This window comes from Streptomyces mexicanus, from assembly GCF_902506575.1.
In the GTDB taxonomy this organism is placed as follows: domain Bacteria; phylum Actinomycetota; class Actinomycetes; order Streptomycetales; family Streptomycetaceae; genus Streptomyces; species Streptomyces mexicanus.
Genome location: NZ_LR732544.1, coordinates 5,479,521 through 5,499,590, shown reverse-complemented (window position 1 = coordinate 5,499,590; position 20,070 = coordinate 5,479,521). Strand labels below are relative to the sequence as shown.

The 20,070-nt window shown below is 71.4% G+C and carries 17 protein-coding genes and 1 pseudogene; 4 read left to right on the top strand and 14 right to left on the bottom strand.

Going from position 1 to position 20,070, the window contains the following annotated elements; all coding sequences use genetic code 11:
* Window positions 1–9: 9 nt before the first annotated feature.
* A complete protein-coding gene (locus GV126_RS24685) occupies window positions 10–1,722 on the top strand; it encodes an ATP-binding protein (RefSeq protein WP_159670716.1) in 1,713 nt (570 codons plus the stop codon).
* Window positions 1,719–2,399, top strand: coding sequence for a response regulator (locus GV126_RS24680; RefSeq protein ID WP_159670713.1), 681 nt, complete (start codon window positions 1,719–1,721; stop codon window positions 2,397–2,399). The genes GV126_RS24685 and GV126_RS24680 overlap by 4 nt, the downstream gene beginning before the upstream one ends.
* Before the next feature lie 168 nt (window positions 2,400–2,567).
* Here GV126_RS24680 and GV126_RS24675 read toward each other — a convergent pair whose 3' ends face one another.
* The 3 genes from GV126_RS24675 to GV126_RS24665 form a co-directional block, all read right to left on the bottom strand.
* Window positions 2,568–3,623, bottom strand: a complete 1,056-nt coding sequence (locus tag GV126_RS24675; RefSeq protein WP_159670710.1) for an ABC transporter substrate-binding protein — start codon at window positions 3,621–3,623, stop codon at window positions 2,568–2,570.
* A 111-nt stretch (window positions 3,624–3,734) separates the two neighbouring features.
* The gene (locus tag GV126_RS24670; protein WP_159670707.1) at window positions 3,735–4,598 is read right to left on the bottom strand and encodes an ABC transporter permease; all 864 of its coding nucleotides are present in this window, start codon (window positions 4,596–4,598) and stop codon (window positions 3,735–3,737) included.
* Window positions 4,588–5,403 carry an ABC transporter ATP-binding protein gene (locus GV126_RS24665; RefSeq protein WP_159670704.1) on the bottom strand — a complete coding sequence of 272 codons (816 nt, stop codon included), beginning with the start codon at window positions 5,401–5,403 and terminating at the stop codon, window positions 4,588–4,590. The genes GV126_RS24670 and GV126_RS24665 overlap by 11 nt, the downstream gene beginning before the upstream one ends.
* A 160-nt stretch (window positions 5,404–5,563) precedes the next feature.
* Between GV126_RS24665 and GV126_RS24660 the strand changes: the two genes are divergently transcribed.
* Window positions 5,564–6,256, top strand: coding sequence for a response regulator (locus tag GV126_RS24660; RefSeq protein ID WP_159670701.1), 693 nt, complete (start codon window positions 5,564–5,566; stop codon window positions 6,254–6,256).
* Window positions 6,257–6,305: 49 nt separating this feature from the next.
* Here GV126_RS24660 and GV126_RS24655 read toward each other — a convergent pair whose 3' ends face one another.
* From GV126_RS24655 to GV126_RS24625, 7 genes are all read right to left on the bottom strand, one after another.
* Entirely contained in the window at window positions 6,306–7,898 is a 1,593-nt protein-coding gene (locus GV126_RS24655; RefSeq protein WP_159670698.1) for a monocarboxylic acid transporter, read from the bottom strand.
* Window positions 7,895–8,455, bottom strand: coding sequence for a DUF485 domain-containing protein (locus GV126_RS24650; protein WP_159670695.1), 561 nt, complete (start codon window positions 8,453–8,455; stop codon window positions 7,895–7,897). Before GV126_RS24650 ends, GV126_RS24655 begins: the two co-directional genes overlap by 4 nt.
* A 69-nt stretch (window positions 8,456–8,524) precedes the next feature.
* Window positions 8,525–9,208, bottom strand: a complete 684-nt coding sequence (locus GV126_RS24645) for a response regulator transcription factor (protein WP_159670692.1) — start codon at window positions 9,206–9,208, stop codon at window positions 8,525–8,527.
* Window positions 9,205–10,356 carry a sensor histidine kinase gene (locus GV126_RS24640; RefSeq protein ID WP_159670689.1) on the bottom strand — a complete coding sequence of 384 codons (1,152 nt, stop codon included), beginning with the start codon at window positions 10,354–10,356 and terminating at the stop codon, window positions 9,205–9,207. Before GV126_RS24640 ends, GV126_RS24645 begins: the two co-directional genes overlap by 4 nt.
* Complete coding sequence (locus GV126_RS24635) at window positions 10,353–10,880, bottom strand: DUF1453 family protein (RefSeq protein WP_159670686.1); 528 nt, start codon at window positions 10,878–10,880, stop codon at window positions 10,353–10,355. The genes GV126_RS24640 and GV126_RS24635 overlap by 4 nt, the downstream gene beginning before the upstream one ends.
* 346 nt (window positions 10,881–11,226) lie before the next feature.
* Entirely contained in the window at window positions 11,227–12,039 is an 813-nt protein-coding gene (locus GV126_RS24630; RefSeq protein WP_159670683.1) for an META domain-containing protein, read from the bottom strand.
* 231 nt (window positions 12,040–12,270) lie between these two features.
* Entirely contained in the window at window positions 12,271–14,394 is a 2,124-nt protein-coding gene (locus GV126_RS24625) for a DNA gyrase/topoisomerase IV subunit B (protein ID WP_159670680.1), read from the bottom strand.
* Window positions 14,395–14,834: 440 nt separating this feature from the next.
* Between GV126_RS24625 and GV126_RS24620 the strand changes: the two genes are divergently transcribed.
* Window positions 14,835–15,065 carry a DUF7455 domain-containing protein gene (locus GV126_RS24620; RefSeq protein ID WP_159670677.1) on the top strand — a complete coding sequence of 77 codons (231 nt, stop codon included), beginning with the start codon at window positions 14,835–14,837 and terminating at the stop codon, window positions 15,063–15,065.
* A 114-nt stretch (window positions 15,066–15,179) separates the two neighbouring features.
* Here GV126_RS24620 and GV126_RS24615 read toward each other — a convergent pair whose 3' ends face one another.
* The 4 genes and pseudogenes from GV126_RS24615 to GV126_RS24600 all read right to left on the bottom strand — a co-directional run.
* Window positions 15,180–16,025: a S1 family peptidase gene (locus tag GV126_RS24615; RefSeq protein ID WP_159670674.1), complete on the bottom strand. Its 846-nt coding sequence runs from the start codon at window positions 16,023–16,025 to the stop codon at window positions 15,180–15,182.
* A gap of 121 nt (window positions 16,026–16,146) precedes the next feature.
* Complete coding sequence (locus GV126_RS24610) at window positions 16,147–17,682, bottom strand: RNA polymerase sigma factor (RefSeq protein ID WP_159670671.1); 1,536 nt, start codon at window positions 17,680–17,682, stop codon at window positions 16,147–16,149.
* Between the two features lie 513 nt (window positions 17,683–18,195).
* Complete coding sequence (locus GV126_RS24605; RefSeq protein WP_159670668.1) at window positions 18,196–19,083, bottom strand: FadR/GntR family transcriptional regulator; 888 nt, start codon at window positions 19,081–19,083, stop codon at window positions 18,196–18,198.
* 162 nt (window positions 19,084–19,245) lie between these two features.
* Window positions 19,246–20,070: pseudogene (locus GV126_RS24600) on the bottom strand (ABC transporter); the annotation flags it as partial.

Genomic DNA, 20,070 nt, shown 5'->3' with positions numbered 1-20,070 from the left:
GTCGTGGGCATGACCCCCACCCGTCCCGCACGCCGCCGGCGCCTGGGCCTGCCCCGACGCGTGTTCTCGCAGGTGCTGCTGATGCAGCTGGCGATCGCCGCGGGGGTCGCCGTGCTGGCGACCGGACTGTTCCTCGCGCCGCTCAGCCACCAGCTCGACGACCAGGCGATGCGCCGGGCGCTCGCCATCGCCGAGACCACCGCCGAGAACCCGCAGGTGGCCAGGGACCTGCAGACCACGGCCCCGACCGCCGACGGGCCGGTGCAGCAGGAGGCGGAGCGGATCCGCAGGGCGACCGGCGCCGAGTACGTCGTCGTGCTGGACCGGCACGGCACGCGCTGGTCGCACAGCAACCCCCGCCAGGTCGGCGAGCACGTCTCCACGGACCCGGGCGCTGCCCTGGCCGGCCGAAAGGTCATGCAGATCGACACCGGCACCCTGGGCCGTTCGGCCCGCGGCAAGGTGCCGCTGTACGACGCCGACCACCGCATCATCGGAGCGGTCTCGGTGGGCATCGCCTACGACAGCGTCCGCGCCAAGCTGATCGACGCCATCCCGGGCCTGTTCGCCTACGCGGGCGGCGCGCTGGCCGTCGGCGCCCTGGCGGCCTGGCTGATCTCCCGGCGGGTCCAGCGGCAGACCAGGGACCTGGCCTTCTCCGACATCGCGGCGCTGCTCGCCGAGCGCGAGGCGATGCTGCACGGCATCCGGGAAGGGGTCGTGGCCCTCGACCGCGCCGGCCGGGTGCGGCTGCTCAACGACGAGGCGCGCCGCCTGCTCGGCATCGGCGACGAGGCACTCGGCCGCTCGCTCGACGAGGCGCTGGGCGCGGGCCGTACGACCGACGTCCTGGCCGGCCGGGTGACGGGCACCGACCTGCTGACCGTGCGCGGGCAGCGGGTGCTGGTCGCCAACCGGATGCCCACCGGTGACGGCGGTGCCGTGGCCACCCTGCGCGACCGTACCGAGCTGGAACAGCTCGGGCGGGAACTGGACTCCACCCGCGGCCTGATCGACGCGCTGCGCGCCCAGGACCACGAGCACGCCAACCGCATGCACACCCTGCTCGGGCTGCTGGAGCTGGAGATGTACGACGACGCCGTGGAGTTCGTCGGGGAGGTGGTCGGCGACCACCGGGCCACCGCGGAACAGGTCACGGAGAAGATCCAGGACCCGCTGATCGCCGCGCTGCTGGTCGGCAAGGCGACCGTCGCGGCCGAGCGCGGCGTGGCGCTGTGGATCTCGGACACCACCCGGCTGCCGGACCGGCTGGTCGATCCGCGCGGGCTGGTCACGGTCGTCGGCAACCTGGTCGACAACGCCCTCGACGCCGTGGCCGCCACGCCGCACGCGCGCGTGGAGGTCGAACTGCGGGCCGAGGGCCGCACCGCCGTCCTCCAGGTGCGCGACACCGGGCCCGGGGTCCCGGCGGACCAGCGCGATCTGATCTTCACGGAGGGGTGGTCCACCAAGCAGCCGCCGCCGCACGGCAAGCGCGGCATCGGCCTGCCCCTCGTCCGCAGGTTCGCCGAGCGGCAGGGAGGGAGCGTGACGGTGGCCGAGGCGCCCGGAGGCGGCGCCCAGTTCACGGTGATCCTGCCCGAGGCGCTCGCGGGGCACGACCTGGCGCCCGCCGAGCCCGTATCCGCGCCCGCCGAGCCGGCACGCGCGCTCGCCCTGGGCGCCGAGACCGCCGTCAGCGCCGAGGAGGAAGCGCGATGATCGAGGTCCTGGTCGTGGACGACGACACCCGCGTCGCGCGCGTCAACGCCGCCTACGTCGAGAAGATGCCGGGGTTCCGGGTCGCGGGAGAGGCGCACAGCGCGGCCGAGGCGCTGCGCAGCATCGAGGCGCTGCCCCGCCTGGACCTGGTCCTGATGGATCACTACCTGCCCGACGAGACGGGGCTGGCGGTCGTGCGGGAGATGCGCCGCCGCGGCCACCAGACGGACGTGATCATGGTGACCGCGGCCCGGGACGTGGCAACGGTGCAGGCGGCGATGCGGCACGGGGCGTTGCAGTACCTGGTCAAGCCGTTCGCGTTCGCGGGCCTGCGGGTCAAGCTGGAGGCGTACGCCGAGCTGCGCCGCACCCTGGACGGCGGCGGAGAGGCCGAACAGGCCGAGGTGGACCGCATCTTCGGAGCGCTGTCCGCTCCGGCGGACCCGGGGCTGCCCAAGGGGCACTCCCCCACCACCGCGGAACTGGTCCGTCAGTGCCTGCTGCAGGCCGAAGGGCCGCTGTCCGCCCAGGAGATCGCCGACCGGACCGGGGTGAGCCGGCAGACCGCCCAGCGCTATCTGAAGCTGCTGGAGCGCACGGGACGGACCCGGCTCACCCTGAAGTACGGTGACGCGGGCCGCCCGGAACACCGTTACGTGTGGGCGACCCGCGCCTGAGGACACGGCTCGTGGGGCGGGGGCAGAGACCGCGTCCCCCTTGGCATACGGATGCCGGCCGGGGTCTTCTCGACGCCCGGCCGGCGACCCCGGCCGGCACTCGGCGGTCCCTGCCGACGCTCGGCCGGCAGTCCGTGCCGACGCTCGGCCGACGGTCCGTGCCGGTGCTCAGCCGGTGGCCTTCTCGACGAACTCGGTCGTGTACGTCTTGCCGAGGTCGACCTTGGCGTTCTTGATGTTCGGGTTGAACGCCTTGAGCACCTTCTCGACGGTCTCGGGGCCGTTCGCCGGCATGACGCCGTCCTTGGTGAACATCGGCAGCGTGCTCTTGATGGCCTCGGCGTAGAGCGTCTTGTTGCCCTGGGAGTAGTCGGCGGGCATCTTGGCGGCGATCTCGGACGCGCTGTGGGTGGACATCCACTTGAGCGTCTTGACGAACGCATTGACCAGCTTCTGGACGGTGTCCTTGTGACCGTTGACCCAGTCCGTCTGCATGTACAGGCTGGACGACGGGTACGGGCCGCCGAGCGCGGCCTGCGAACCCTCGGGCGTGCGCATGTCGAGGAGGATCTTGCCGGCCTTCTTGTCCAGGAGCGTGGCCACCGTCGGGTCGGTGGTCATGCCGGCGTCGATGGAGCCCTTCTGGAGGGCGGAGATGAAGGTCGGTCCGGCGCCGACGGCGACCGGGGTGAACTCGCTGACGTTCACGCCGTTCTTCACCGCGAGGTACTTGGTCAGGAAATCGGTCGAGGAGCCGAGGCCGGTCACTCCGAGCTTCTTGCCCTTGAAGTCCTTCGGTGACGTGATCGAGCCGGCGGCCTTGTTCGAGACGACCTCCACCTCGCCGGGCGCGTGCGAGAACTGGACCACGGACTCGACCTTCTTGCCCTTGACCTGTAGGTCGAGGGTGTGGTCGTAGAAGCCGACGGCGCCTTGGACCTGGCCGGAGACGAGCGCGGTCTCGGCCTGCACCCCGGCGGGTTCGCTCAGCAGTTCCACGTTCAGGCCCTCGGCGGTGAAGTAGCCGAGGCGCTGGGTGAGCATCGCGGGCAGGTAGATGACCTTGTCCAGGCCGCCCACCATGATCTTCACGTGCTCGCCCTTGCCGCCCCCACCGCCGGCGGCGGAGGTCGAACTGGCCGCGTCGTTGGCGCAGGCGGTCAGGCAGGACAGGGCGAGCAGGGCGGCGGCAGCCGGTGCCGCGTATCTGGCGGGGGTGCGCATGGCGGTTCACGTCCTTGTGAGAGGGCGGTGCGGGAAGGGTGTGGCTGTGGGGCTGGGAGGGGCCGGCCGAGCGTCGTCTTCGAGACCGGTCTCGTGGGAGGGCCGCAGGCGTCAGTGCCCGGAGTCCGCGGGCTTCCAGCGGAAGATGCGGCGCTCGGCGAAGGTGAGCAGTCCCTCGGCGACGAGCGCGACCGCGGCGAGGATGACCATCGCGGCGTACACACCGGCGGCGTTGAAGGTGCCCTGGGACTGGGCGACGAGCAGGCCGATGCCCCTCGTCGCGCCGATGTACTCGCCGACGATGGCGCCGATGAGGGCGAAGCCGAAGCTGACGTGCAGGCTGGTGAAGATCCATGACGTCGCGGAGGGGATGACCACCTGGAGGGTCACCCGGCGGTCGCTCGCGCCGAGGATGCGGGCGTTGGCGACCAGGTTGCGGTCGACCTCCCGGGCGCCCTGGAAGGCGTTGAAGAACACGGGGAAGAAGACCAGGACCACGGCGGAGGCGACCTTGGAGGCCGGTCCGAGGCCGAACCAGATCACGAAGATCGGGGCGAGCACGATCCTCGGGATGGAGTTGAGCACCTTGATGTAGGGGCCGAGGACGTCCGCCAGGAACGCGATGCGTCCGAGCGCGATGCCGAGGACCACACCGGCCACCACGCCGAACACCCAGCCGAGCAGCGCCTCGTAGAGGGTGTACCAGATCTGCTCGCCCAGCGAGCCGAGCGCGGTGCCGTGCGTGATCCAGGTCCAGATCTGGTCCCAGATCTGCGACGGCATGGAGAAGTTGAACGGGTCGATGAGCTTGGCCCGGGACAGTGCCTCCCACAGGCCGAGCACAGCGACCAGGACCAGAACGCGCGCGGAGGTGACGACCGCCTTGCGGCGGCGTGCCGCGCGGGCCCGGGAGCGGGACCGCTCGCCGGTCTTGGCGGTCTCGGCGACCGGTGTGCTGAGCACCTCAGGCGACATGGGCGGCACCTCTTTCGCGGGTGATGCGGACCTCTTCGCCCAGGGACTGCCAGATCTCGCGGTAGATGTCGATGAACTCCGTCCGCAGGCGGACCTGCTCGACCTTGCGCGGCCGGGGCAGGTGGATGTCGAAGACCTGCTTGACGGTCGCGGGCCCGGCCGTCATCACGACGACCTTGTCGGCGAGCGCGATGGCCTCCTCCAGGTCGTGGGTGACGAACACGACCGAGGCGCCCGTGCCCTCCCACAGCTCCAGCAACTCGTCCGACATCAGCGCCCGGGTCTGCACGTCGAGCGCCGAGAACGGCTCGTCCATCAGCAGGATCTCGGGGTCGTTGACGAAGGTCGCGGCGAGGGCGACGCGCTTGCGCTGGCCGCCGGAAAGCTGGTGGGGGTAGCGGTCCTCGAAGGCGGCGAGCCCGACGCGGGCCAGCCAGGCGCGTGCCTTCTCCTTCGCCTCCGCCTTCGGTACGCCGCGGAAACGGGGACCGGCCATCACGTTGGACAGGACCGTGCGCCAGGGGAAGGTGGCGTCCTGCTGGAAGACGAAGCCGACCTTGCCGCCGACGCCGCGGACCGGTTCCCCGGCCACCAGCACGTCCCCCTCGGTGGGCTCCTCCAGGCCGCTGACCAGGGTCAGCGTGGTCGACTTGCCGCATCCGGTGGGGCCGACCACGGCCACGAACTCGCCGCGGCCCACGGTGAGGTCGAGGTCCCGCACCGCGGTGTGCAGGCCCCCGGACGGGGTCCTGAACGTCTTGCTCGCACCCCGCAGCTCGATGGCGGGGCTGGTGTCTGCGCTCATGGGCCGGGACGGTAGAGGCGGCCCGGCCACGGCAGCAGTCTTGTGGGCGCAAGCCGTTCTTTTGCTCGCAAGCACCTGTTGTGCTCGTTTTGCTCGCGCTACAACAACGGAGCCGAAACACGGGCTTGACGTTCGCCAGGCCTTGAGGGAAAGAGGCCCGATGATTGACGTCCTGGTGGTCGACGACGACTTCCGTGTCGCCGAGATCAACGCGAAGTACGTCGGAAAGGTTCCCGGCTTCCGGGTGGCCGCCCGTGCGCACAGCGCCGCACAGGCCCTGACGGCGGTGCAGCGCGGCGGCATCGATCTGGTCCTGCTCGACCACTACCTGCCCGACCGCACGGGCCTGGACCTCGTGCACGGCATGCGTCACCAGGGCCTGGGCACCGACGTCATCATGATCACGGCGGCCGGTGACGTGACGACCGTCCAGCAGGCGATGCGCCTCGGGGCGCTGCACTATCTCGTCAAGCCGTTCACCTTCGCCGCGCTGCGCACCCGCCTGGAGTCCTACGCCGCCCTGCGCCGCACGGTGGACCGGGTCGGCGGCCGGGGCGTGGCCGGGCAGGAGCAGGTGGACCGGATCTTCGGCGCGCTGCGCACCCTGCCCGCGCCGTCCTCCCCCGGCCTGCCCAGCGGCCACTCGGAGCCGACGACGGACCTGATCTGCGGTGTCCTGCACCGCGCGGGCCGGCCGCTGTCGGCGCACGAGGTGGCCGCCCGGACCGGCCTGAGCCGTTCCACCGCCCAGCGCTACCTGCGCCACCTGGAACAGGCCGGCCGCCTACGGCTGTCCCTGAAGTACGGCGACACGGGGCGCCCGGAGCACCGCTACGCGTGGGTGACGCCGTAGCCGCCGCGGCGCGGCGCGCGGCCGTACCCCGGCGGCGGAGGGACACGGGCTACACGGCGCCCGCCCCGGTCAGCGACCGCACCTCCGTCTCCGCGTGCTTGGCCTCGTCCGGCGGTTCGGCGGAGGTGACGGTGCCGAGCCAGCCGGCGAGGAAGCCCAGCGGGACGGAGACCAGGCCCGGGTTCTGCAGCGGGAAGTACTGGAAGTCGACGCCGGGGAACAGCGAGTCCGGGCTGCCGGAGACCACCGGGGAGAGCACGACGAGCCCGAGGGCGGGGATCAGCCCGCCGTAGACGGCCCAGACCGCGCCGCGGGTGGTGAAGGAGCGCCAGAACAGGGAGTACAGGAGCACCGGCAGGTTCGCGGACGCGGCGACGGCGAAGGCGAGTCCCACCAGGAAGGCGACGTTGAGGTCGCGGGCGAGCAGGCCCAGGGCGATGGCGATCACGCCGATGCCGACGGCCGCGATCCGCGCCACGGCCACCTCGCTGTGCCGGCGACGGCCGCGGCGCCGTAGCGACGCGTACAGGTCGTGGGCCACCGACGCCGAGGAGGCCAGCGTGATCCCGGCGACCACCGCGAGGATGGTGGCGAAGGCGACGGCGGCGACCACCGCGAACAGAATCGTTCCCCCGGTGGAGTCCGCGCCGCCGCCCAGGTCGAGGGCCAGCAGCGGCACCGCCGTGTTCCCGGCCGCGTTCGACCGTCGTACGGCCTCCGGACCGATGAGCGCGGCGGCGCCGAAGCCGAGGACGATCGTCATCAGGTAGAAGGCACCGATGAGCCCGATGGACCACAGGGCCGACCGGCGGGCCGCCCGCGCGGTCGGCACGGTGTAGAAGCGGGACAGGATGTGCGGCAGGCCGCCGGTGCCGAGGACCAGCGCCAGTCCGAGGCTGATGAAGTCCAGGCGTGCGGTCCAGTCCCCGCCGTACTTCAGGCCGGGCGCCAGGAAGGCGTCGCCGTGGCCGCTGCGCGAGGCGGCGGTCAGGAGCAGCCGGTCCAGGTCGCCGTGGAAGCGGGCCAGGACGAGGACGGTCAGGGCGACGGTGCCGCCCAGCAGCACGACCGCCTTGACGATCTGGATCCAGGTGGTGGCCCGCATCCCGCCCAGCGACACATAGACCACCATCAGCGCGCCGACGCCGATCACGGTCCACACCTGCGCCGCCGCGCCGGTCCGCCCCAGCAGCAGGGCGACCAGGCTGCCCGCGCCCACCATCTGCGCCACCAGGTACAGGACGGACACGGTCACGGAGGAGGTGCCCGCGGCGATCCGCACCGGCCGCTCGCTCATGCGTGCCGCGACCACGTCGGCGAGGGTGAACCGCCCGCAGTTGCGCACCAGTTCGGCGACCAGGAACAGCACCACCAGCCAGCCCACGAGGAAGCCCACCACATACAGCACGCCGTCGTAGCCGAACAGCGCGATCAGCCCGGGCACGCCCAGGAAGGAGGCGGCGGACGCGTAGTCGCCCGCGATGGCAAAACCGTTCTCCATCGGGGAGAACAGCCGCCCGCCCGCGTAGAACTCCTCCGCCGAGCCGTGCCGGTTGCGGCTCACCCAGGTGGTGATCGCCAAGGTGACCGCGACGAACGCGCTGAACAGCAGCAGCGCCAGGGTCTGATGGTCGCCGGTCACGACGCACCGCCCCGGACGCCCCGCGTCAGCTCCTGGGTGTCCCAGCGCAGTTCCAGCGCGGCCCGGTCGCGGCGCAGCCGCGCGTGGCGCGCGTAGGCCCAGGCGAGGAGGAAGGTGGTGAGGAACTGCCCGAGCCCGGCGAGCATCGCCACGTTCACCGCGCCCGCCACCGGGCGCGCCATCCACCCGGGTGCCGCGGTGGCGGCCACGACGTACGCCACGTACCAGAGGAAGAAGGCCGCCACCCCGGGCACCACGAACCTGCGGTACCGGCCGCGCACCTCCTGGAACGCCGCGCTGCGCTGCACCTCCAGGTAGACCTGGGCCGTGGCCTGCGCGCCCCCGCCGGTGTGGCCCTCCCGGCGGGCCGCCGGCACGGACACGGCGGCACCCGTGCCGTCCCCCTCGCCCCACCCGGAGGCCAGCGCGTCGTACCAGGGGTCGCGGGACCTCATGTCCTCGGCGGACCGCTGCAGGCCGTCGTACGTCCCCTCGTGCCCGGGCGTCCGCTCGGGACCGCCTCCGTCCCCGTGGGGCCGGCTGTTGCTTGACTGCATGCCCCAGGATGGGCAGAACGGGAAGATCCCCGACTTCTCTTCTCCGCGCTGTTCACCCCATCAGGTGATTCACCTCTCGGGCGGCCGTGCCACCCCCTTCGCGTAGGCGTAACGCACCGCCTGCGCCCGGTCCTTCAGCCCCGCCTTGGCGAAGAGGTTGTTGATGTGGGTCTTCACCGTGGCCGTGGAGACGTGCAGCCGGCGGGCGATCTCCTGGTTGCTCAGGCCCTCCGCGATCAGCGACAGCACCTCGCACTCCCGCGCGGTCAGTCCGTCGGGCGCCTCGGCGGCGGGGGCCGGGTGCGGCTCGGGCCCGGACAGCCGCTCCAGCAGCCGCCGCTGGATGCCGGGCGCGAAACTTGCGTCCCCGGACAGCACGCTCCGCACCGCCCGGACGATCTCGTCGCCGCCGGCGTCCTTGGTCAGGTAGCCGCGCGCGCCCGCTCTGAGCGCCGGGAACAGCGACTCGTCGTCGGCGTACGTGGTGAGGACGACCACCTGGGTCCCGGGATGCTCGGCCCGGATCCTGCGGGTGGCCTCCACCCCGTCGCAGCGCGGCATGCGCAGATCCATCAGGACCACGTCCGGAGCGAGTTCCGCGACGAGCCGCACCGCCTCGTCCCCGTCCCCCGCCGATCCGACGACCTCGACGCCGGGCAGCAGGCCCAGCAGCATCACGATGCCCTCCCGGACGACGGTCTGGTCGTCCGCCACCACCACCCGCGCGGGCTTCTCGGCGGCCTCCTCGCTCATACCGGCACCTTCAACGTCACCGCGAACCCCTCCTCGTGCGGTCCTGCCTCGAGGGAACCGCCCAGCAGCTCGGCACGCTCCCGCATGCCCAGCAGACCGTACCCGCCGCCGGAGCCCGCCAGTTCGCCGGGCGTGCCGCCGGAGTCCCGCACGCAGAGCCTCACCTCGTGCTCCCCGTAGTCCAGGCGGATGTGGACCTTGGCCCCCGATGCGTGCTTGCGGATGTTGGTCAGCGCCTCCTGGGCGACTCTGCGCACGGCCTGCGAGGCCTCGGCGGGCAGCGGCCGCCGGTCACCCGAGACGGTGACCTCGGCGGTCGCGTTCTCCCGTACGAGCTCGCTGAGGAAGTCCTCCAGCGGGGTCAGCTCGCCGCGCAGTGCGGACAGGGCCTGGCGGGTCTCGGCGAGGCCGTCGCGGGCCATGCCCCGGGCCGCGACGACCCGTTCGAGGATCTGGTCGCGGTCCGCGCCCCGCTCGATGAGCAGCCGCGCCGCCTCCAGGTGCACGAGTTGCGCCGAGAGGCTGTGCGCCAGCACGTCGTGGATCTCCCGAGCGATCCTGGCCCGCTCGGCCAGGGCAGCCGACTCCGCCTCGGCCACGCGCGCGGCCCGTTCCTGGGCGAGCAGGCGCAGGGCGCCGCCCCGGGCCTCCGCGTCCAGCCGCAGGACGTAGCCGGCGAGGGCGAGGCCGATGGTGGTGGCCGCGGTGGTGAACCAGTTGCCGTTGCCGAACAGTGCGTAGGCGGTGAGGGAGAGCGCCGAGACGGGCGCGGCGGCGGCGAGGGGCAGCCGTTCCAGGGCCGCGACCGCGCAGGCGCACCAGATGACGAGGGCGGGCACGGTGAGGTTCCCGGCGCGGAAGGCGACCGCGAGGCCGATGAGCACCGCCAGCAGCCCCAGGGAGGGCCAGAGTCTCTGCGCGAGGGTGGTCCGGAAGAAGCCCCGGGCGACGACGGCCGCGACGAGGACGCCGGCCACGGCCGCGACGGCGCCCCAGAGGTGGACGTGGCGGCTGCTGAGGGCGCCCCACAGCAGTGCGGCTCCCACCACCACCCGCACCGACCACCCGATGAGCCGCCGGGGCCGCGAGAGCCCCGCGCGGCCCAGCGCCTCCGGGGAGGGCCAGCGCGTCCATGCGTTGTCGGTCACACGCGCTCCTTCCAGGCGGGTCGGGCCCGGTCGTCACCGTACGCGGTGGTCCAGCCGCCCGCCGGGACGGCGAGGGACCGCGCGCGCAGGGCCAGGACCGCGGAGCGGACCAGCAGCGTGCCGGCGAGGGCGAGCATCAGCGCGGAACTGCCCTGCCGTATCCCGAGCAGCGCACCGAGCGCGAAGAGGCCGGCACGCAGCGCTATCCCACCGGCCCAGACAGCCGCACTGGCCTTGCTGCTCCTGGTCCACACGGTGCCGTCCTGCTCCGCCCATATCCGGGTGGTCCAGGCCCAGCCGGCTCCGGTGCCCACGCCGATGAGCAGCTCGGCGGCGAGCAGTGCGAGGGACTCGCCGCGATGGTGGGCGTCCACGAGGCCCGGCTGCCGGAGCGCGACGACCGCCAGGATCGCGGGCGCCAGCCACCAGCGCCGGTCGGCGTCGAGCCGGCGGGTGCGGAACTGCCGCGCGATCACCACGACGACGACGGCGACGATCACCAGCGCGTTGACGAGCCCGGACATCACAAGCCTCCGTGAGCGGGAAGGAGCGCCGACGGCCGAGTGCCGCCGACGCCTTCGACGCTACGGAAGAGCGCGGGCCGGTTGATCGGAGCCAGGGTGGATCACGGGTGGATCACGCTCGTCGTGTCTCTCCACCCGTGGGTGGAGAAGCGGCCCGCGGCCGGGTCCCGAGTCCTGGCTTCTGGGATACCGATCCTGGGATCCGGCCCCCGGGCCGGACCGGGGGGTCGCGACGGGCGCGCGCCTGGCCGGTCCCGCCCGGCGCGGGCCGGCCATCGGGCTGCCCTCTCAAGGCGGGAGGACGATGGCCGGCCGACGTCGCGGACGCTCGTCCCGGCTGTCGCCGTCAGTGGTCGAGTGCCTTGAAGCCGTACCCGAACTCCGGCAGGCCCTGCGTGGGGTCGTGGTCGCTCTCCCAGCTGTCGGTCAGGGCTGAGAAGCGGGTCGACCGTGGATCGTTCCTGGGCGACAACATGATCTGCTCGTCGCGCATGATGTCTTGGGAGCAGGTACGGTGCGTCGTCGGCGTGAGCCGGTACAGCGTGAAGACGTCGCCCGAGAAGGTGGCGCTGCCGGTGAAGTCGTTGCAGCCCAGGTTGCCGGTGACCGTTCCATCGCGGTGGAAGACGAAGTAGACCGCCTTTCCGGCCGCGAGTGGGTAACTGGTGTCCGCCACGGCCAGGTGGTCCACCTGCCAGCGCCTGCCGAACAGGCCTCGGGGCCATAGGAGTTTCAGGGCCACTTGGTCGCCCCGCCCGTTCTTCATATCGATCGTGACGTCGTCGACCCGCCGTGTGATGTTCAGCCGCCCGTTGAAGAACGTGCGGAACTCCTCCTCGAAGCCCCGGTTCTTCGCCGCGCACCGGCCCCGGCCCGCCGACTGCGTCGCCGGAGCACCGAGGGTGAGCGTGCCGGCGGTGACGTGGGCCGTCCGCCGGAACGAGGTACAGCCGTAACGGCCCGTTACGGTGCCGTCGTAGCCGAAGTCGACCCAGGCGGCGGCATGCGCGGGGGCAGTGGTGGTCCGTCCGCCGACGGTGATCCACTGTGCCGTCCAGCGTGCCCCTACCAGGAGTCCACCGGTTCCGCCCGGCCCCTTCGGAGCGGACCAGTCGGTGGCCGGCCCGGTCTGCCTCGGCTTTCGCCCCTCGCTCCCCATCCGCGGCGCGCCGCACGCCGTGATGGCCAGCAGAGCCGCAGGAGGGCGCCGGCCACGGCAGTTGCCCGACGACTGTCCATGCCTGGTCAGACGTGGGAGAGCACGTTCCGGTTCCGCGTTCCGGCTCAGGACACGAACCGCTGCTGAAGTACTAGATCCACACCGAACCCAGAAGCCCTCACCTGTTCAAGCACCCAGCAGGCGTGTCACCAACGTTCCGGGACAGGACACCTAGGCGTCGATGCGCGAGCGGTCCAGGGTGGCCGCCGAGCTGGCGATGAACTCCTTCCGCGGGGCCACGTCGTTGCCCATCAGCAGGTCGAACACGGCCTCGGCGGCCTCCAGGTCGTTGAGGTTGATCCGGCGCAGGGTGCGGCGGCGCGGATCCATGGTGGTCTCGGCCAGCTGGTCGGCGTCCATCTCACCGAGGCCCTTGTACCGCTGGATCGTGTCCTTGTACCGGATGTTCTTGCTCTGGAACTCCAGCAGTTTGTCCCGCAGTTCCCGGTCCGAGTACGTGTAGACGTACTTGTCCTGGCCCTTCTTCGGCTGGACCAGTTCGATGCGGTGCAGCGGCGGCACCGCGGCGAACACCCGGCCGGCCTCGACCATGGGCCGCATGTAGCGGTGGAACAGCGTCAGCAGCAGGGTCCGGATGTGGGAGCCGTCCACATCCGCGTCCGTCATCATGATGATCTTGCCGTAGCGGGCGGCGTCCAGGTCGAAGGTGCGGCCCGAGCCGGCCCCTATGACCTGGATGATCGCGCCGCACTCGGCGTTCTTCAGCATGTCCGACACGGACGACTTCTGGACGTTGAGGATCTTGCCGCGGATCGGCAGCAGCGCCTGGAACTCGGAGTTGCGGGCGAGCTTGGCCGTACCCAGCGCGGAGTCACCCTCCACGATGAACAGTTCGCTGCGGTCGACGTCGTCGCTGCGGCAGTCGGCGAGCTTGGCGGGCAGCGAGGAGGACTCCAGGGCCGTCTTGCGGCGCTGGGCGTCCTTGTGCTGGCGGGCGGCGATGCGCGTGCGGGCCGCGGCGACGGCCTTCTCCAGCACCACACGGGCCTGCTGGGCGGCGTCCCGCCTGGAGGAGGTCAGGAACGCCTTGAGTTCCTTGGAGACCACGTTGTTCACGATGCGGCGGGCCGCCGAGGTGCCGAGGACCTCCTTGGTCTGGCCCTCGAACTGCGGCTCGGCGAGCCGGACCGTGACCACGGCGGTCAGGCCCTCCAGGGCGTCGTCCTTGACGATGTCGTCCTCGGCGACGCGCAGCAGCTTCTTGGCCCGCAGCACCTCGTTCAGTGTCTTGGTGACGGCCTGCTCGAAGCCGGCGACGTGGGTGCCGCCCTTGGGGGTGGCGATGATGTTGACGAACGAGCGGACCGTCGTGTCGTAGCCGGTCCCCCAGCGCAGTGCCACATCCACGCCGAGTTCGCGGGTGACCTCGGTGGGTGTCATCTGACCGTGCTCGTCGAGGACCGGCACGGTCTCCTTGAAGGTGCCCTGCCCGCTGAAGCGCAGGACGTCGCAGACCGGCTTGTCGCTCGCCAGGTACTCGCAGAACTCGCTGATCCCGCCGTCGAAGCGGAAGGACTCCTCGCCCTTGCTGCCGCCCTCGCCCAGGCCGTACTCGTCGCGCACGACGATGGTCAGGCCGGGCACCAGGAAGGCGGTCTGGCGGGCGCGCTGGTGGAGGTTCTCCAGGGAGAGCTTGGCGTCCTTGAGGAAGATCTGCCGGTCGGCCCAGTAGCGCACGCGCGTGCCGGTGCGGTTCTTGGGGATCTTCTTGGTCTTGCGCAGGCCGCTCTTGGCCTCGAACTTGGCCTCCGGCCCGGTGCCCGAGAACGCTCCGGGCACACCGCGCCGGAAGCTGATGGCGTGGGTGTGCCCGCCGCGGTCCACCTCCACGTCCAGCCGGGCGGACAGGGCGTTGACGACGGAGGCACCGACGCCGTGCAGACCGCCGGAGGCCGCGTAGGAGCCGCCGCCGAACTTGCCGCCCGCGTGCAGCTTGGTCATGACGACCTCGACACCGGACAGGCCGGTGCGGGGCTCGACGTCGACCGGGATGCCACGGCCGTTGTCCCGTACCTCGACGGAACCGTCGTCGTGCAGGACCACCTCGATGTGGTCGCACACGCCCGCCAGGGCCTCGTCCACGGAGTTGTCGATGATCTCCCACAGGCAGTGCATCAGGCCCCGGCTGTCGGTGGACCCGATGTACATGCCGGGGCGCTTGCGCACGGCTTCGAGGCCCTCGAGGACGAGCAGGTGCCGCGCGGTGTAGTTGGAGCCGTCCCGGTCTGCTCCTGCCAGCAGCGCTGTGGACGGCACGGACGTGTCGGCGGTCACGCGGTTCGCTCCTCGCTGAATTTCAAAGGGGGCCCGGAAGGTTGGGGCGTAGCTTCGGTTGTCGCTCAGAGGGTACCGAGCCCTGGTAGAGCCCTTGTAACGCCACCCTCGGCACGAACCCAGAGTAGTAGAGAGTCGCAAGTGCGTTCGATACCTCGACAGAGTGAAGCACACATCACGTTCCCTTCGAGGCATGAACCATTTAGGCTCCGGGCACGTCCTCTTGCACAACCGGCATCGCCGCCGGGGAGGACCGACCATGACCGACAGCGCGAACCCGTACGACACATAGACACGCAATACGGCACATTCGCCGCCAAACCGGCAACGGACAGCCGTCTCGGAAAGATTTTTCGAGAAAAAGCCGCGAGCGGGAACGTTTGGGGCTGGTTGGATGTTGACCCTGGTACGACAGCTCGTCGAGCTAGAGAAGAGGCGACGTGACTACTGTTCTGACCCCCGCGAGCCCGCTGACGGCCGCTGATCGCTGCGACCGCTGCGGCGCCCAGGCATACCTGCGCGTCGTCCTGCTGAGCGGCGGAGAACTGCTCTTCTGCGCCCACCACGGTCGCAAGTTCGAGCCGGAACTCAAGAAGATCGCCGCTGAGATACAGGACGAGACGGAGCGCCTGACGTCTGTTCCGGCAAGCACGTCCGAAGACGAGCGCTGACACCTCGCACGACGAGCCAGGTCCGGCACAGGCCGGCGAAAGGGCGGTCGTTCCCGCATCCGGGAGCGACCGCCCTTCGCCGTACCCGCCGACGGCCGTCGGGGCCGGTCGGCCTCAGCCCTGAGTGACCGGGGAATCACCGGTCCGATCGAGGGTCCGTACGACGTACGACGCGCGTGTGTAGACGCCCGGCCTGCCCGGCTGCCCGCAGCCGCTCCCCCACGACACCAGGCCGATCAGCCGCCCCTGGGCGACCAGCGGGCCTCCGCTGTCCCCCTGGCAGGCGTCGCGGCCCCCTGCCGGCTCCCCCGCGCACAGCATCGTGCGGGGCCGGTACGTGCCCTCCGCGCTGCCGGGGTAGGCCCGCTCGCACTGGTCGTCGGGCAGGACGCGCATCCGCGCGGCGTGCAGAGTGCGGGCGTAGGCGGCCGATCCGGTGGTGTCCCCCCAGCCGTACACCACGGCCCGTGTGCCCGGCTTGTACGCGGGGTCACCGGGACCGGCCATCGGGATCACCGCGTTCCTGGACACCGGCTCGGCCAGGGTGAGCACGGCGAAGTCGCCCGCGTTGGTCGCGGTGTCGTAGCCCGGGTTCACCCAGACGGAACGCACGTGGATCTCCTTGCCCTCCCCGGAGAGCAGGTCCGTGCGGCCGGTGATGACCTTCAGATCCGACGTCGGTGGCGCACCCACGACCTCTTTGCCCATACAGTGCGCCGCGGTCAGCACGGCGGTGCGGGCGATGGCGACGCCGCCGCAGAACTGCCCCGAGCGGCTGCCTCCGAACCGGTCACGGCTGGAGAGCGCCACCGCCCAGGGACTGTGCGAGACATCGACGGGAAAGCCCCCCACGACCACGCTGTCGGCAACGGCCGGAGCGGTGGTGACCAGCGGTATCGCGGCTGCCGCAGCCGCCAGGACCAGGGGCCGGGCAAGGGCCCGGACAATACGGCCTCGCATGTGCGCTCCTCACTCTGGGATGATCATCGGACACCCAGAGTCACGCATCGGAGCGCAGCCCGCAGCACGAAGGCCCGGCCCCTTTCCGGGGTCCGGGCCTTCGGTTGCCGTACGGCCGTGACTAGTCGAGGTAGTCGCGCAGCACCTGCGAACGCGACGGGTGGCGCAGCTTCGACATGGTCTTCGACTCGATCTGGCGGATCCGCTCGCGCGTGACGCCGTAGACCTTGCCGATCTCGTCGAGGGTCTTCGGCTGGCCGTCGGTCAGGCCGAACCGCATGGAGACGACGCCGGCCTCACGCTCGGACAGGGTGTCGAGCACGGAGTGCAGCTGCTCCTGCAGGAGCGTGAAGCTGACGGCGTCGGCCGGGACGACCGCCTCGGAGTCCTCGATGAGGTCACCGAACTCGCTGTCGCCGTCCTCGCCCAGCGGGGTGTGCAGTGAGATGGGCTCGCGGCCGTACTTCTGGACCTCGATGACCTTCTCCGGGGTCATGTCCAGCTCCTTGGCCAGCTCCTCCGGGGTGGGCTCGCGGCCCAGGTCCTGGAGCATCTGGCGCTGCACGCGCGCGAGCTTGTTGATGACCTCGACCATGTGCACCGGGATACGGATGGTGCGGGCCTGGTCGGCCATCGCTCGGGTGATCGCCTGGCGGATCCACCAGGTGGCGTACGTGGAGAACTTGTAGCCCTTGGTGTAGTCGAACTTCTCGACCGCGCGGATCAGACCGAGGTTGCCCTCCTGGATGAGGTCCAGGAAGAGCATGCCGCGGCCGGTGTAGCGCTTGGCCAGGGAGACCACCAGACGGAGGTTGGCCTCCAGCAGGTGGTTCTTGGCGCGGCGGCCGTCCTCGGCGATGATCTCCAGCTCGCGCTTGAGCTTCGGCGCCAGCTTGTCGGAGTTGGCCAGCTTGTCCTCGGCGAACAGGCCCGCCTCGATGCGCTTGGCCAGCTCGACCTCCTGCTCGGCGTTGAGCAGGGGGACCTTGCCGATCTGCTTGAGGTAGTCCTTGACCGGGTCGGCGGTGGCGCCGGCCGCGGCGACCTGCTGGGCGGGGGCGTCGTCCTCGTCCTCGTCGGAGAGCACGAAACCGGCGTTCTCGGTACCCTCGGGCTCCTCGGCGCCCTTGGGGTCCTCCAGCACCTCGTCCTCGAGAAGCTCGACGTCGTCCTTCTTGGCGGCCGTCTTCTTGGCCGTCGTCTTCTTCGCGGCCGTCGTCGCCTTCTTCGCCGCCGTCTTCTTCACGGCGGTCGTCTTCTTGGCGGCGGCCTTCTTCGCGGGGGCGTCGTCCTCGACGGGCGCGTCCACGGCAGGTGCCGCCGGGGCGGCGGCGGTGGCCTTCCGGGTGGTCACCGTCTTCGCCGCGACCGTCTTGGCGGTGCGCTTGGCCGGACTCTTCGCTGCGACGCTCTTTCGGGTGCGCTTGTTGGGCTCCGCGGCACTGACCATCAGCGTCACACCCTCTTCCTCGAGGATCTGGTTGAGGCTGCGCAGTACGTTTTTCCACTGAGTGGCCGGAATCTGGTCAGCTTCGAAGGCCCGACGCACATCGTCGCCGGCGATCTGCCCCTCAGCCTTTCCCCGCTCAATGAGCGCCATGACAGAGACGGACTCGGCGATCTCCGGCGGGAGCGTACGGGATGTGCTGGCCGACACGAACAACCTCTCGGAACGTTGGAAAACGGCTTCCGGCCCCGTCCACAGTGGACGGGAGCCGACCACCGGCCTGGGGATGGGCCGACGGCGCGGGCGCGGGCCGGGGAAGATGCACAGCGCCGTGTTCGGCGTCCGTATTCCCTCCGCGGCTGTCACCTCTTAGGTCATCGCGTTGTCTCCGCGAGCGTTACGCCCAATCCGCGTGGCCCGAGTCACACCCTGTAAGCGCCCAAAAACGGTCATAAGCGATCAATTACGGCCGCTTGTCGTCCCCGGCAGTGCCGGTCGGAACGCCGTGCGGAACCCCGTACGGGACGTCGTGCGGGGCGGTACGCCGTGCCGGTCGGGGCACCGTCTGCGCGTCCCGCGCGGACCCCGCCGAGCGCGGCGGGTCCGGCGGGGTCCTGCCGAGCCCGTTCACCGGCCGGGCGGCAGGCATGCAGAGGACGGCAGACGCGGAGAGGACGGCAGGGGCGCTGCCGTTCCGTCCGTGCCCGGATCGGCGTACGCGGCTCAGTGCTCGCGCGGCGCGGGAACCACCCGCTCGATCTCGGGGTGCACCGTCAGCAGCTGGCGCATGGCGGTCTCGGCGGCCGCTCCGTCACCGGTCCCGAGCGCGTCGACGATGCGGGCGTGCTGCGCCAGGGCCGCCTCGCTGGGCCGGTCGCACCCCGTGACGGGGCCGCCGGAGACCTGGAGCGCGGCGGAGACGATCCCGGAGAGGTGCTCCAGCATCCGGTTGCCCGCGACCTGGATCAGCAGCGTGTGGAACTCGGCGTCGGCGCGGGAGAAGGTCAGCGCGTCGCCCTGCCCCAGGGCGTGCCCCATGATCTCGACCATGTCGGCCAGACGCTGCTGGACGTCCTCGCGTCCGTGCCCGGCGGCGAGCCGCGCGGCGAGAGGTTCGATCGTCCAGCGCAGCTCGCTCAGCTCACGGCGCTGGTCGTCGCGCTGGGGCCCGAAGGCCCGCCACTCGATGATGTCCGGATCGAGCAGGTTCCAGTCGCTGACCGGGCGCACCCGCGTGCCGACGTTCGGCCGGGCGCTGACCAGGCCCTTGGCCTCCAGGACGCGCAGCGACTCGCGGACGACGGTGCGGGAGACCTCGAAACGCTGGCCGATCTCCTCGGGCACCAGCGGCCGGTCGGCGCCCAGGTCTCCGGAGACGATCATCTGACCCAGCTGCTGGACGAGTTGGCCGTGCAGTCCGCGGCCGCGGCTGCCCGTGGCGCGCCGGCCCACCCGGCCCAGCTCCGGGTCCGCCCCCTCCCAGGACGGGCTCGCGACGCGGTCGGGGGCGGGCGCCTCCGCGTACGGGGAGCGGGCGAGTTCGCCCGGGCCGACCAGGCCGGAGTCGGTGGAGCGGGCGGCGGTCATCATGGTGTGCGCAAGGGTACTCACGGATCCTTTGTCGGCGCCGTTTCCAACTCCCTTGAGGTCTTTGGTGAAAAGCACACGAAAGGGTGATCGCTCACTTCACCGCAATTGACGCCTTATCGGAAAGAAATGTGCTTTCCGCGGGGAATTGCGGGCACCGCGCGAGCGAAACCGGGCCAACGCCGGTCACCGGACCCGGCTCCGCAGGGTCATGACCGCGTACCCGCACATCAGCCCGGCCAGCGACAACGTCAGGGCGCCGCCCATGGGTTGGGCGATCAGCCGGGCCGCGGCGGCCAGGTAGCGGTCCCCGCCGAAGGGCCACTGCAGCAGGAACGTCTCGCGGAGCCGCGCGGGCAGGCCCTCGGTGTCCCGGGCGGACCCGCCCAGCACCGTGTGCACCGCGGGTGCGACCACCACCGGTACCGCCAGCACGGTCGCGAGCCCGGCCGTGGTGGACCTGAAGATCCCCGCGGACAGCACACCGGCCCAGGCGCAGCCCACCACCAGGCCGATCCAACTCGCGCCCAGCGACAGCCAGTCGCCGGGAACCTGGGTCAGCTCCCGTCCGTAGACGAGGTAGAGGACTTCGGCGTCGCAGCCGACCGTGAGGAAGGCGAGCAGCAGCGCGGTGGCTGCGGCGACGAGGAGTTTCGCGGTGAGCAGCCCCAGGCGGCGGGGCACGGTGCCGCGGTCCGCCGCGAGCGCGGGGTGACGGAACTCGTCGCCGAAGGCGAGCGCGCCGAGCAGCCCGGCGCCGAGCGCCGCCGGCGGGAGCGGGAACTGGTGGGGCCAGGCGGCCAGCAGCCGGGGCTGCGGGGTGTGACCGACGCCTCCCATGATCAGGGAGGTGAGAGCGGAGACGACCAGGACGACGGCGCAGGTGACGAAGCCCGTGCCGATGCCGGAGGCGCGGCGCAGTTCGTACCGCAGGGGACGCAGCGGGCCGGGAGGCGGGCCGCGCGGGCTGTGAGACGGGCGGCGGGAGGCGTGAGACGGGCGCCACACGGA

What these genes read in the sequence shown, in the direction of transcription:
- GV126_RS24685 (WP_159670716.1), top strand. Translation starts at nt 10, where the DNA reads ATGACCCCCACCCGTCCCGCACGCCGCCGGCGCCTGGGCCTGCCCCGA.
- GV126_RS24680 (WP_159670713.1), top strand. Translation starts at nt 1,719, where the DNA reads ATGATCGAGGTCCTGGTCGTGGACGACGACACCCGCGTCGCGCGCGTC.
- GV126_RS24675 (WP_159670710.1), bottom strand. Translation starts at nt 3,623, where the DNA reads ATGCGCACCCCCGCCAGATACGCGGCACCGGCTGCCGCCGCCCTGCTC.
- GV126_RS24670 (WP_159670707.1), bottom strand. Translation starts at nt 4,598, where the DNA reads ATGTCGCCTGAGGTGCTCAGCACACCGGTCGCCGAGACCGCCAAGACC.
- GV126_RS24665 (WP_159670704.1), bottom strand. Translation starts at nt 5,403, where the DNA reads ATGAGCGCAGACACCAGCCCCGCCATCGAGCTGCGGGGTGCGAGCAAG.
- GV126_RS24660 (WP_159670701.1), top strand. Translation starts at nt 5,564, where the DNA reads ATGATTGACGTCCTGGTGGTCGACGACGACTTCCGTGTCGCCGAGATC.
- GV126_RS24650 (WP_159670695.1), bottom strand. Translation starts at nt 8,455, where the DNA reads ATGCAGTCAAGCAACAGCCGGCCCCACGGGGACGGAGGCGGTCCCGAG.
- GV126_RS24645 (WP_159670692.1), bottom strand. Translation starts at nt 9,208, where the DNA reads ATGAGCGAGGAGGCCGCCGAGAAGCCCGCGCGGGTGGTGGTGGCGGAC.
- GV126_RS24635 (WP_159670686.1), bottom strand. Translation starts at nt 10,880, where the DNA reads ATGTCCGGGCTCGTCAACGCGCTGGTGATCGTCGCCGTCGTCGTCGTG.
- GV126_RS24630 (WP_159670683.1), bottom strand. Translation starts at nt 12,039, where the DNA reads ATGGGGAGCGAGGGGCGAAAGCCGAGGCAGACCGGGCCGGCCACCGAC.
- GV126_RS24615 (WP_159670674.1), bottom strand. Translation starts at nt 16,025, where the DNA reads ATGCGAGGCCGTATTGTCCGGGCCCTTGCCCGGCCCCTGGTCCTGGCG.